This is a genomic window from Sphingobacteriales bacterium (assembly GCA_016706405.1).
Lineage (GTDB): Bacteria > Bacteroidota > Bacteroidia > Chitinophagales > UBA2359 > BJ6.
In genome coordinates this window covers 1,678,081-1,692,003 of sequence record JADJJT010000001.1, presented here as the reverse complement: position 1 = coordinate 1,692,003, position 13,923 = coordinate 1,678,081, and the positions used below count along the sequence as shown (strand labels likewise).

Below are 13,923 nucleotides of genomic sequence, written 5' to 3'. Positions count from 1 at the left end.
AGTAGTTTATATGTGTTGCTACTTCAATTTTCGACTACGTTTGCCACAAACGGCAACTTAGCACCTTTATTAGCTGTGTGGGTGCCTAATATTGTGTTTGGTATTTTAGCTGTTTACTTAGTTCTTAAAGCTCCAAAATAAATATGCAAGCGTAAACAACGGCAGACAAAACAGCTATAAAATGGTATTATGCACCCATTTTAACCAACACCAGCCAATTGGTAAAATACCACTTCCCGTCAAACTTAACACATTTCATGGCAGAAATACGGTATTTTCGGTTATTTTGCTGAAAATTCATATGTACTGTTGCTTCTCCGGTATCACCTAAATCAAAAGCTTGTTGTGTTGTAACACTATCTATTTTTATCCGCGCAGGGTCTAAGCGGTATTGCTCCATGGTAATTTTTAGTTGCTCGTATTGGCCTGCTAAAATTGCCATATAATCATAATAATAATCGGGGTTTTCTTGTTCAAAACGTATTTTCTCGGCAGCAAACTGCTCGTCCGACATTTCGCGCTTAAATACCCTGTGTGCATCCATCAACCGTTCTTTGGGTATTGTGTGGTCCATAATTAGATTATAGTTATCAGTTTTTATAGCTTCGAGTAAATCAACAAACGCTGGATCCTTTGCCATTTTTTTATCATTGGTAATTACCCTATTATTCAGGTCATCAAAAGTTAAAGAATCGCCTCGCGCAATTTTTTCTTTTGTCAATTTAATTTTGGCCGCATCGGGGTCGGCTGGCTGGCAACTTGCCATAAAAAATATCAGCGTGGCTATAAAGAGGCCACCTATCATAAAACGATATAAATTTGATTTGTTATTTTTAGATATCATTGCTATATATGTTTGATTAATTATCATTGCAAAAGCTAAGAACCAGTTTTTCCGGATTGTTTTTTAAATCCGGATAATAATTTTACGAGGATGAAATATTTTCCAGTTTACGATTTTCTATAAAATCAATAGATTATCCCGGAAGTTTATGCAGCTACATGCACTCATTTTTTCTACCTCAAACAGTTAGATTTAAGAAGTATAAAGTAATAAGGGTTTAGTACTATTCATTTCGTCTTTATAAAAACCGCCCTTGCAAGTATAACAACTTACAAGGGCGGGTAGTTTACTTATTAAGCCTTAAAAAGCGTTTATTTGGTTAATATTCCAATATTTGTTTTAAGATTTTTATTCTTTTACAAATTTAGCAACGCTATTGTTGGCATCATCTTTAACGGTTACAAAATACACACCGGCGGGTAAGTTGGCAACATTAATATTTAATGTATTCTTACCTATAACAGTAGGCATTTGGCGATCTAATACAATTTTACCACTAACGTCGGCTACAATTACGTTAGTAAAGCCATTTTGGGTAGCAGTAACAGCAATATCTAAATTAGCTTTTGTTGGTACTGGACTTACTGTTATTGGATTTACTACAATTTGGCCGCGTTTTAACACAACGGTTTGGTCAACTTTAGTAATTTCGTTGTTAATATTTACGCTATGTAATTGGTAGTAAACAAAGCCGTCTTTCACGTCATTGTCGTTGTATTGATATTGGGTTGGCATATTAGTAGTACCTGCGCCTTTAACCTGAGCTATATTGGTAAAGTTTTGACCATCAAACGAGCGCGACAATACGAAGTATTCATTGGCTAATTCGTTGGCAGTTTCCCAGTTTAGTTGGTTGCTGTGGTCAAGGGCTTTTCCGGTAAAGCTAATCAATTCAATAGCGGTAGTTTTTTCGCAGTTTTCTACACCCGAAGTTTCTTGACCGCAGCCAATAGCATCGGTTACATTAAGGTTCCAAGGTTTACCATCTTGGCAAAGTGTAAAGCTAAGATTTTCAAGTTCGCCAACATTGTCAACTGCAATAGCGCCTGTTACCGAGTAAGGTGCAGAACCGCCCGAAATAGCTACAGTATAAACTGCGCATCCGGTTACTTTATCGCAATTAACGTCCACATCAATTGTCATGGGGCAGGCAAATATTAATTGAACCATATCGCCCGATACTTTGGTACAGTTGCTTACAGGGTCCATGGCACCATTGCCATCAACAGGGCCAACAATTGAAGTAACGTAGTAAGACGTGCCGCATGCAAGACCTTCGCTGTCAAATGTGCCGTCTGCGCTAATTTTAATGGCGTTAGCCAATACATCGGCGGGAGCGCTGAACATATCACTCATCAATACATACATTTGTTGTGAATCTGAATCAACTAAAATGCCGTCAAAAACTATGCTGGCCGAGCCACCTGAGCAGCTAACAACCGGATTGTCTTTGCCGATAGCGTATGTTCCGGGTTGGTTACCGCATTTAGCACATTTTACAAAGCCATTAATACTTGATTCGCATATGCCATCATTTACGTTTAGCGAGTAGCTATCGCCATCGGCCAACGAGCCAGTAGCAATAAGTTGCCCTGCGCCAAAAGTGCCCGATACACTACCGTTTGTGGTATAAGTAGCATTAGCATCGAACGAGGGCAAGCCGCCGGTAACACTAAATGTTACCACGCCGTTTTGGTTGTCGTCACATTCGGTTGAAACAACTGAAACAACTATTGGAGCTAAGAAAACAATGGGGGTTCCGGGTAAAGCAAATACGGTACAAGCATCGGTAAAATCAACTTCACCATCTATAGTGTTGCCCACAACTGCCGATACATAGTAAACTGTATTGGTTTGGCCGCCGGCAATATCGGCTAAAGTAAATGTACCAACGGCATTGCCATCGTTATCAATAGCCAGTATATTACCTAAACTATTGCCTGCGTTGTCGTGTACAACATAAATTAATTTGGCATCGGCACTTACTTCTTCGCCTATAGTTTCTACAGAAATGCTGCCATCGTTACATACGTATTGTAAGTCTAACATTTCCATTGTACCGGCGTTATTGGTACATTTTAGGCAAGTTGCCTCGCCTAAAACTGAGGTAGTGCAGCCATAGTCGTCGGTAACGGTAATATTATAGGCTTCGCCTTCGTTTTTAACTAATTTTAAGGTATCACCGTAAGCCCATGCACCGTTAAAATCTTCGGTAATATTATAAAGGCTGCTGGCATCCATTTCGGGGTAGCCACCTGTAATATAAAAAGCAACAGTAATTTCTTTATTGCCATTAATTTCAATACAGGTTTCTTTTACCTCAACACTAACTGGGGTAAGTACGGTTAGGCTAATACCCGTCATATCTAATTCGGCACAAACTAAACCTTCAACAATAAATCCGGCAGCATCAAATCCGGTTTTAATAGTACCATCGGCAATTGCAGCCTGTAAAGTTGGAATGTCAGCACCCAACACGTTAAGCGCGTGTATGGTATAGTTTCCGGGGGTTAAACCTAAAGCACCTGCATCAATAATATTGCTAATAGTATAGTTTACTAATGTTAACTCAGCGCCAGTGGTAATGGCATAAACGGTTAGGTAATCTCCGGTTGCTGCGCCCTCATAAACAATGGGTTCAGTTACACCGTTCGCACAAACTATTTGTGCGCCCGTGGTGGCCGTGCCGTAATCAGCTTCGCAAACAGTACCGCCTGTACAAGCTGGGTCATCATCACTTAACACAATTAGTTCAATACCATCTGCGTCTATTTCGGCACAAAGAAGGCCGTCGGCAATAGCTGCTACTAGGTCGGCAACAGTATTAATGGTTTCGTCAGAAAGACCAGCGTTTAATTCGTCAACATGGTCAAATAATATATTAAAAGCATGAACTTTATAAGTTCCGGGGTTTAATCCAGATAAAGATGGTTCAATTATATTAGAAGACGAGTAGTTTAAAATTTCGGAATTAGCTCCTTGTGAAATTATAAATAAAGTTACAAAATCAATAGATTGGTTATCGCCAGTGATAGTAATGGCATCTGCGGCTTTACTAAAGCAAGCAGTTATTGGGCCAACGGTTTCAACGGTTCCGTATTCGGCTTCACAAACAGGGCCAGTTTGGCAGGCGGGGTCGTTAGCATCTAAAACGGTAAGTGCTACGCCGGTGCCATCAACTTCGCCACAAATAACATCAAAATCAATAGAGCCTTGCAGGTCTTCGATTTCTTTAACCACACCGTCTGTAATGGCAGTTATTACCGCATCTACATCGCCATTGGCTACGTTAAAGGCATGAATAGCATACGTTCCGGCAGCCAGTCCAAGGTCAGTAGCATTAAAGGTAGTTGCGGTGGTGATGGCTTTAATTACAAGGTCGCCACCTAAGTTTTCGGTAATAATATAAAATTGGGTATAGTCGCCAGCCTGGAAATTGGTGGCACTAAAATCGAAATCAACATCGGGGCAAGTTGTGATGGGGCTTGTATTTACATCGCCATAATCTGCCAAACAATCTTTGCCTTTACAAGCAAGGCTTTCGGGCAATAAAAAGTCAACAACAACGCTCGAAGTCCAAGCAGGGCAACCAAGTTCGGCTGGCTCTATAACAATATCTGAGGCTAAAATGCCGGTTATATAATATTTTTTGCCTTCAAGGCCTGGCGAAGATACAATTACTGCACTAGTAGTTGTAATATTACCAAAAGTAGCAAAATCGGTTAATGGATCAAATACAAGAAGAGGATCTCCTCCACCGGGGTTGGCCATTGTAAATAACCAAATAACGCCGGGGTTAGCACCGGGTTCTGCACCGTAGTTTATTGTAGTAGTATTAGCAGCAAAGCTAAAGCTTTCGCCGGGGCAAAGCGGCACGTATGTTGGAGTTAAATCGGCAAACTCAACAAGTGCATCGGCGCAATCATCATTGGCGCATAAAGCATCACTTGAAGGCAGGTAGGTTATTGCTACTGCATTTTCGGTACTGGCAAAGCAGTCAATAGTAAAAGTGGTATCGCCATTGGCATCTATATTGGCTATTGCGCCAACCACCCAAATATTGCTTAAGCCCAAACCATAACCGTCTGAGCCTAAATCAGTGCCTCCGGCCAAGGGGGGCAACGAGCCAGCTAATGGGTTTACATCCAAAAACAGTTGTTTGCCGGATGGGTCTTTATCAAAAATTAAATATACCAATAATGGATTGTCGGCTAAGCCCGCGTTAACGGTTGCTTCGTCAAAAAGCAAGTCAATAGCTTCACCTGGGCATATTGATATAGTAAGCGGTTGGTCAGCAGAAAAGTCTAAATTTGCATCGCAATCTTGCCCACTAACTACTTGTACGGGATAAGGGGTATCAACAACAGCAACACAAACATCGTCTGCCTGTACTAATCCGTTGTTGTTAAGGGTATTAAAAAAGGTGGTAACAGAAGTAACTTTTATTGGGTTTTCGCCGTTAAAGGTGTCCATTAAGCCTATAATTTCAGCTACATTTGGCTCGTCGGGCAGGGGCAGCCTGCAGGGCTTTCGAGTCGTCATCTGTCCAAGTAGTTAAGCCTGCAGCTTTTAAAATAAAGGTAAGTACCGATGGGCTTAAACCTTTAACCCAGGCAGCTAAACCATTAAATTGGGTTTGTGTATAGGCCATTCCCCAAAACCAATATTCACCATCGGCATACAAATAGTCTATCCCGCCGCCGTCTAATACGTTAAAATCGTACGAGCCATCGGGGGTAGCACCTAAAACAATGCTATCGGCTTGGGTTACTAAAAAGGTATAATCGGTGGCCTTGGTTTCACTGTTTGCGGGTATAGATGTTGCCATTATATCGGTTGGCATACTTGTACCCTTTGTGAAAACATTATTGGCAGGGCCAACTGGCGAGCCAGCTACAACAGGACTGGGGTCGCAGCTGTTCCAAGGTAGTTGTGCCTTTACTGACGAGTTAATGAATAACAAGGTAAAGAAAAGGCAAAAAAACAATAAAGCTCTTTTCATAAGAAATATTTTAATTTTTAATTAATTATTAGACAACTATATTGATTAGCTAAGGCTAAAAAAATAACAACTTAATAAACATCCCTTGCTTGTATTGATACAGAACCACACCAAAACACAAAAGTAGGCATTTGTGGTGTACAATAATAGTCAATTAGCGCAAAGCTATTAAATATTGTGCAATCGATTACCATAAAAAGGTAATTTTTTTATTTTTATCGTATAAAAAGTGTAAAAAAGACATTTTTAGCCACCCAGAACGCATTTTTGGGTGATAGTTTTTGCCGATGTGCTAATTTTTATCACGTAAACGCCGCTTTCAAGGTTGTTTGCTGGAATATTGATATTATGGCCTCCGGACGACAGTTGCACATTAAGACGTTGTACTATTCGCCCCGTTACATCATATAGTTCAAATTGGGTTTTACCAGCATTTTTTGTTTGGCACTGAATGGAAAGAGTTTGGTTGACGGCATTGTATTGCCATCCGGAAATTTGCAGAGCTTGCGTATTTTGGGAGAGCAAATTATCTACCGCTGTAATAAATCCGGATGTAGAACCTGTGCAGTTTTTTCCATCGGTAACCGTTAACTCCCAATTAGCAGGGCCATTAATATCAACAGTTGGGTTTGTGTCGTAAGTGGCTGCGCCTGTAATTACACCTGCCAAGGTATAGGTACCAATTTTGTCGTACTGCGGTTGGCCGCCTTTAATACTAAACAACAAATTGTGCAGGTCGCTGCCCAAGTCCGTGTCAAGGGTTTCAATTTCAATAGGGCACAGCATAATAACGGGGGTTCCGTCGCCCCATTCTGTGCAACTATCATCTAAATCTATAATATTGCCACTGCCATCAACTGTACCTACCAAAGGCGATATATAATAGGTGCGGCTACATGAGTCTGCGGGTATATCGTTGATAGAAAAACTAACTGCCTTTGTGGTATCGGTGGCAGGTTTAAGGGCATAAATAATGCCAATTTCGGGCAAGGGTTTTTGGTGCAAAGCATACATTAGCCCCATATCGCCCGTTAAATTTATACCTGTTGCCAATACCGAAATTTCATTTTCGGCGCATAGCCACTGTAGTCCGGTGGGGGTTAAACTTTGTACAAAGCCACATTTAATACAGTCCATTTCGCCGTTAATAATAGTAGCGCAGCCTTGGTCGTCCACAACCTCGGCAATGTACGAGCTTGCACCGCCGCTTACGGGTATTTTTACAGTATCGCCATAAGCCACTTGCCCCGTAAAATCGCCATAAACCTGGTAAAGACCATTAGCGGGATCATATTCGGGGTATCCGCCCTTAATGACCAACAAAACATAGCCATCGCCTTCTTCGGGCGTTAGGGTGTCGCAAACTTCGGTAACATCTATGGTAATGGGTTTTAGCAAGGTGTAAGGAACGCCTGTTTCGTCCACGTCTGCGCAAATTATGCCTTTGCCAATTTCGGTTGCTAAATCGGGTATGGTTTTAACCGTTTTATCGTTAATTAGCCCCATGACGGTTGCTTCCTGGTTGGCTCGCATATTTAAGCTGTGTACGCGATAGTTATTGGGTATTAAACCTAAGTTTTTACCATCTATCTGATCAATATAGTTAACAGCCACTATATTTTTTACATCGGCTTGCTGACTTATTAAAAAATAGGTTTTGTATTCGGGTGTTGTATTGGCATTTAGTATTTTTAGCTTGGGGGCTTTGCTGCCATCATTGTAACACTGAAACAGCACATCTTCGGGGAAAGCAGGTGTGCCGGCGTTAGCTTCGCAAGTTTGGGCTTTTGCGTTAAGGCCGCCAACACAGGCCAAACCAATAAATAAAATAAAAGCAGCAAATACATTTTTTTTCATGATAGATTATTTTGGTTTTTTAGTAAAAGTCAAAGTGTAGATTTTTATCTATAAAAATAATATTATAAGTTAATAAATAAACAAAGATGCGTTAGAAATATGATTTGCTAAACATGATTTGCTTTAAAGCAAACTGTGGGTACTTCAATTATCAATTTTATCCGGATAAAAAGTCTTTTCTTTCTATTCCGGATTTAATAAATTCCAAACACTTATTATCTATCCATGTATATCTAAATTAAGCAACAAATTTTATGCCCGATATAATAAAAACAAGAATCTAGCAAGGAATTAATTGCATTTACATCAATATTATATTATGATCCGGATCACAGCATTGTCTTTTTATTTTGATTTTAGAAAATCTGTTTTGCTGTAAAATAAATGGGAGTCAGCCAATCTACAAAATTATATTTTTTTAAAAGGACAAAGAGGCTGAGTGGCAAATTTACAGTATTTATTTTTAAATCCGGATAAAAAAACCTTATCAGCTATAGTGTATCTGGTGTTTTAGCCGCATTCCTATTTTTTTTGTTTGCGCTTCTTTCTGTTTTTTACTGCTTAAAAATTACAGGGCAATCCATTTGTTGTTTCGAGCGTTTATTGTACCGATAGGCACTGGTGTTGCCAAAATCAAGTGATAGCGACAGCTCGTGCGCGCTTGCTGGCGCACCTATACCCATTAAACTTGCATCGTAACTATAGGCGGCTTTAAAAATGCCCGCTTTAACCCCTACCATTAATATAGCGGCACTGCTGTTGTGGGTGGTATGCCTAAACATGGCACCACCAAACAGAAAACCTTTACCCAAGTATGCCCCAACATTAACCTGCGCAAAACGACCTTGTGTTATAAAAGCAATATTAGGGCTGATATAGGCGCGTGTTTTACCCACAATGGTTGGTCCAAAATACCATACATTGCCCAAATGAAAGGCGCTGCGAAGATTTAACCGGTTGTCGGCATCGGTATTGCCAGTAAACGACAAACCGGGTTGGGTAATATGTTTAAACGAGGCGCCGCCATAAAAACGGTCGGTAAAGGCCAATATACCCATATTAATATCAAAGCGGCGCAATACATTATGCTGGTCGGGGTAAATTTCGCCGGTAGGCAGTGTGCCTTGCCCGTTTGTGGGGTTAATCATGTCGGTTAATATCACATCGGCCCAGTTAAGGTTTTGTTGTAAATAAGTAGCTTGCGCGCCCAATTTAAGGGCAAAATTGCTATTTAGCGGCAGTTGGTAGGCATATAAACCACCTACTTGATAGGTATTTAACAGCCCGTTAGCCTGTCTGTCGGCCAGTATTGACACGCCAATGGCACTGTTAATATTGGCAAAATGTTGGTCGTAAGACAAGGCAGCGGTAGTATAGGTATTGCCGTAGCCGGGGTATTGGCTTCTAAAATTTGCCGTAAGGCGCGGCTCGGTGGTAAAGCCAATCATGGCTGGGTTTAAGTGCAAGGGGGCCGCGTAAAATTGACTAAACTCGGCATCCTGAGCTTGGGCGGATACCGATGTTGCCAAAGTTATAATAATGGCAATGCCCGTTACAAGTGCCACGGCCATGCTAAGACCATAAAAATATCCGGATTTCGATAGAGGCAATCGAGGACAAAAACTTATTTTCTGCATACAGGTTAATATATGTTGTATATTTTTTTTATGTTTTTCTTTAGATAATATTGGAGCTAATTTCAAGCCTTAAATTGCTAAGGGAAGGAAAAAATTAGATTAGATGTAATTACCGTTGTTTAGATTAATAGCAAATAAACGGTAAGGTCAATTAATTATTTTTTACCCATCATGGATTTTGCTTTCTATGCCTGTTTTCCGGATAAATAAATTGTGGCAGGGGATTTGGCTGCTCTAAAACGCAAATCCTAAAAAATGAAATAAAAACATGCAAAGGTACGGCAACTTATTGCTTTGTTTTTATAGTATTGCCTGCTTACTCCAAATTTATAACGCAAATGCAACCAATTAAGTTGTTTTGGTATCTTGTCGAGGTGCTAAAAGCAATAGTGGCAACAAAAATGCGGTTAGCGCCGTTTATTTATAAAAATACGGCAGCAACAGCAAAAAAAGTATTAAACATGTTGCCAATAACAGAAACAATTATTCCCGCCTTTGAGAATTGTTAATTTTGTCTTCGTTTTTTTGGGGTTGTCTAAAACTCTATTTTTACATTCACTATAAACGCAATTAATATGATGTCAAATATGTATATTGGTTCTAAGCTTGTTCATTTTTTTAATTCAAGAAAATATATTCGTTTAATGTTATTGCCATTATTGCTGGCTTTAATAGCAAACACTTGTTATATAGCCCCAGTATTAGCACAGCAAAATACAAGCCAACAAACGCATACCGAAACGCTTGATTGGAAAACCATACAACCCGTAGCTGCCGGGAGTCTTAACAATAATGATGATACCAATATAAACGGAGAAGCCGACTTGGGCAGCAATGCCCAACCTGCCGCCTTATTTGCAGGAGCTGCCTTTAATTACCCACAGCACAACTGGCCAATTTACGCCAAACGATTGCCTGTTGCCTATACCGGGCAACATAAAATAAGCCTGACAGATGCCCAATACGAAGCCCTGCCCTTGGCCTACACCCCCACAAATACAAATATAATTACCGAGACCATTGAGCCAGAAATAAAAACAGCTAACGACAAAGGTTTACCCGTAGTAATGGTATCCTTTATTCCTATCCGGAAAAACCCCGCCTCCCCCTCGGGTTACGAAAAACTAACACATTTTACCCTCAAAATTAGCACAACAGCAAACCAACCTAACCCAAATAACCCCGCCAAAGACCCCGCCCGCATCTACACCGAAACCTCGGTTTTAGCCAATGGACAATACTACCGGTTTATCGTAAACAAAGATGGCGTTTGCCGCATTGACCGCAATTTTTTAAAACAGTTAGGAATTTCAACAACGGTTAATTTTGCCAATTTCCATATTTACGGCAATGGCGGCGGAGCCCTGCCCGAACTTGCCGGAGCCGCCCGAACAGACGACCTGCGCGACAACCCACTTCAAATAAACGACCAAAATAAAAACGGCATTTTTGACGATGCCGACTACGCCCTTTTTTATGCCCAAGGCCCCGACCAATGGACGTATAACCCCAGTTTACAGCGCTTTGAACACCAAAAACATCCCTACGCAACAGATAATAGCTATTTTGTAGGTATTAATAGTTTGCCCGTTAAAATTATGCCTGTTCAGGCTGCACCTACACAAGCACCTACGCAAACAGCTACCACTTTTAACGACTATTACTTTCATGAAGCAGAAAAGAAAAACTTAATACATAGTGGCCGCGAGTTTTATGGCGAAGAGTTTAGTGCCGTAACTACACAAACCTTCAATTTTACCGCACCCAATATTACTCCCGCAAGTACCGTAACCATCAAAGGTTTATTTGCAGCAAGGTCGGTGGGGGCAAGCAGTAGTTTTACCCTAAAAGCTGCCAATAAAACAGCCAACACACCTAATATTGGAACAGTAACACCCGGCTACGAAAAATCCTACGCCCGCAATGGGCAATCTTTTTTAATTTTTGAAGCCTTAGGCGACCAAATTCCAGTTGAGGTTACTTATAATAAAATTGACCCCACTGCCGTAGGCTGGCTTGACTATTTAGCCGTAAACGTAACCCGCAACTTAGTATTTAACACCGGACAATTATTATTTAGAAACGTTAAAACCTACCAATCCGGAAACGATGCCTCGTGGACAAGTTTTGTTTTAAGCGGCAATACTACTAACGTAATCTATTGGGATGTTACTGACCCCACAAACGCAGTACAACTTACACCAACGGCAAACAATTCAACCGTTACCGTACAAACCAACGTGTTGCGCCAGTTTATTGCCTTTGATGGTACCGACTTTGTAACGCCTGCTGCTATTGATATTAATGCAGGTGGAGGTCAAATACCAAACCAAAATTTACATGCTGTTGCTTTTCCGGATTTAATTATAATTACACACCCCGATTTTTTAACCGAAGCCGAGCGTTTGGCAAAATTTCATACCGAACACAACGGCTACGAGGTATTATTGACAACCATTCAAACGGTTTATAACGAATTCTCATCGGGAACGCCCGATTTAACAGCTATACGCGACTTTGTAAAGATGTTTTACGACCGCGCCGAAAACAATCCGGATAAAATGCCCCAATTTTTAACCTTGTTTGGCGATGCCTCGTATGATTACAAAAATATTGAATTTGAAGAGGGTATCAACCAGAACTTTGTCCCTACTTTTGAAACAGCCGAGTCAATAGAAACTATTGACACCTATTGCACCGATGACTACTTTGCCGTTCTTGACGACAACGAGGGCAATAATTTGGAGGATGTAGCCTTACAATTAGATATTGCCGTAGGCAGACTGCCCGTCCACACCAAAGACCAGGCCCGCCAAGTAGTTGATAAAATTATTAACTACGCCACCAATACCAAAACACTTGGCGACTGGCGCACTAATTTTAGCTTAGTTGCCGACGACGAAGACGGCAATTTACATTTAGAAGATGCCGAACTTCATGCTAATTATTTAGAAACTAATTTTCCGGAATATAACGTCGAAAAAATATATTTCGACTCGTACCGCCAACAAACAACCCCAGGCGGAAATCGCTACCCCGATGTAAATAGTGCTATCAACAGCCGTGTTTTTGCCGGAAATTTAGTAATGAACTACGTTGGGCACGGCGGCGAGTCGGGGTGGGCGCACGAGCGCGTGCTCGGTACAGGCGATATTGCCTCGTGGACAAACTATGATAAATTGCCTTTGTTTATAACCGCTACTTGTAGTTTTAGTCGTTACGACAACCCCGGCCTTACCTCGGCGGGCGAGGTGCTGATTACTACACCCAATGGCGGCTCAATTGGCAATGTTACTACCGTTAGGTTGGTATATGCTAGCTCGAACCAACGCATGAACGAAGATTTTTTACATCATTTGTTTAAACCCATCAACGGAAAAATGCCCGCTATTGGCGAGGTGCTGCGGCGCGGTAAAAACGATGCGGCAATTACCGGCACCAACAATCGTAAATTTGTGTTACTGGGCGACCCCGCCATTACTTTGGCTTACCCGCAATACCAAGCCGTTGCAACAACCATTAACAGCAAACCAGTGGGCAACGGCAGCTTAGATACCCTAAAAGCCCTGAGCAAAGTTACCATTACCGGCGAGGTGCGCGATGCCCAAAACCAACGCCTTAACAGTTTTAACGGCAGGGTTTACCCCACTATTTTTGATAAACGGGTAAACGTGCCTACTTTAGCGAACGACTCGAAAAGCCCCGTTACTACGTTTAGTTATTTCCGGAATATTATTTTTAGGGGCAATGTATCGGTTACTAACGGCGAGTTTGCCTTTTCGTTTTATGTTCCTAAAGATATTGCCTATCAAATTGGAAATGGTCGCCTTAGCTTATATGCCGAAAATGGCCAAACTGATGCTGCCGGTCAAACCAATAAGTTTTTTATTGGTGCTATTGACAATAACGCAGCCAATGACTTAACGCCGCCTGAAGTAGCCGTGTTTATAAATGATGAATCGTTTATTGCCGGTGGCACTACCAACGAAGACCCCGTTTTAATTGTAAAAATTACCGACGAGTTTGGCATTAATACCGTAGGTAATGGCATTGGCCACGATATAACAGGTGTGCTTAATAACGACGAAAAAAATGTATTGGTACTGAACAATTTTTATAAATCGAGTTTAGATAAATACAACGAAGGCTCTATTGCTTACCCTTTGTATAATTTATCGCCCGGACTACATCAAATTAGTGTAAAATGCTGGGATATTAACAACAATTCAGCCAAAGGTTACACCGAGTTTGTAGTGGTTAAAGATGCCAAATTAGCCCTCGAACATGTACTTAACTACCCCAACCCCTTTATGGATCAAACCTCGTTTTGGTTTGAGCATAACCGCCCCGGCGACAATTTAACCGTTACCGTGCGCATTATGTCGTTATCGGGTAGGGTGGTTAAAACACTGCGTACCCAAATTACCGCTGCCCCAAAACGCATTAGCGATGCCCTTATTTGGGATGGTTTAGATGAGTTTGGCAGCCCCATTGGGCGCGGGGTTTATGTTTACCAAATAAGCGTTACCGATTCGCGGCAAGAAACCGCCCGAAAATTAGAAAAATTAGTAGTACTGCGCTAA

General features: G+C 41.2%; 6 protein-coding genes. 1 reads left to right on the top strand and 5 read right to left on the bottom strand.

Annotation, left to right across the window (positions count from 1 at the left end; genetic code table 11):
• Positions 1–187: 187 nt before the first annotated feature.
• The 5 genes from IPI59_06430 to IPI59_06410 all read right to left on the bottom strand — a co-directional run bounded on the left by IPI59_06430 (position 188) and on the right by IPI59_06410 (position 9,340).
• The gene (locus IPI59_06430; protein MBK7527180.1) at positions 188–844 is read right to left on the bottom strand and encodes a hypothetical protein; all 657 of its coding nucleotides are present in this window, start codon (positions 842–844) and stop codon (positions 188–190) included.
• A 348-nt stretch (positions 845–1,192) separates the two neighbouring features.
• A complete protein-coding gene (locus IPI59_06425) occupies positions 1,193–5,386 on the bottom strand; it encodes a T9SS type A sorting domain-containing protein (GenBank protein MBK7527179.1) in 4,194 nt (1,397 codons plus the stop codon).
• Positions 5,331–5,846: a hypothetical protein gene (locus IPI59_06420; protein MBK7527178.1), complete on the bottom strand. Its 516-nt coding sequence runs from the start codon at positions 5,844–5,846 to the stop codon at positions 5,331–5,333. The genes IPI59_06425 and IPI59_06420 overlap by 56 nt, the downstream gene beginning before the upstream one ends.
• A 246-nt stretch (positions 5,847–6,092) precedes the next feature.
• Entirely contained in the window at positions 6,093–7,703 is a 1,611-nt protein-coding gene (locus IPI59_06415; protein ID MBK7527177.1) for a T9SS type A sorting domain-containing protein, read from the bottom strand.
• A gap of 554 nt (positions 7,704–8,257) precedes the next feature.
• Positions 8,258–9,340 carry a PorP/SprF family type IX secretion system membrane protein gene (locus IPI59_06410; protein MBK7527176.1) on the bottom strand — a complete coding sequence of 361 codons (1,083 nt, stop codon included), beginning with the start codon at positions 9,338–9,340 and terminating at the stop codon, positions 8,258–8,260.
• 575 nt (positions 9,341–9,915) lie between these two features.
• Between IPI59_06410 and porU the strand changes: the two genes are divergently transcribed.
• A complete protein-coding gene (porU, locus tag IPI59_06405) occupies positions 9,916–13,923 on the top strand; it encodes a type IX secretion system sortase PorU (GenBank protein ID MBK7527175.1) in 4,008 nt (1,335 codons plus the stop codon).

Excerpts from the sequence above, each read along its gene's own strand:
- IPI59_06425 (MBK7527179.1), bottom strand. The coding sequence starts at position 5,386 with ATGACGACTCGAAAGCCCTGCAGGCTGCCCCTGCCCGACGAGCCAAAT.
- IPI59_06415 (MBK7527177.1), bottom strand. The coding sequence starts at position 7,703 with ATGAAAAAAAATGTATTTGCTGCTTTTATTTTATTTATTGGTTTGGCC.
- IPI59_06410 (MBK7527176.1), bottom strand. The coding sequence starts at position 9,340 with ATGCAGAAAATAAGTTTTTGTCCTCGATTGCCTCTATCGAAATCCGGA.
- porU (MBK7527175.1), top strand. The coding sequence starts at position 9,916 with ATGATGTCAAATATGTATATTGGTTCTAAGCTTGTTCATTTTTTTAAT.
- IPI59_06430 (MBK7527180.1), bottom strand. The coding sequence starts at position 844 with ATGATATCTAAAAATAACAAATCAAATTTATATCGTTTTATGATAGGT.
- IPI59_06420 (MBK7527178.1), bottom strand. The coding sequence starts at position 5,846 with ATGAAAAGAGCTTTATTGTTTTTTTGCCTTTTCTTTACCTTGTTATTC.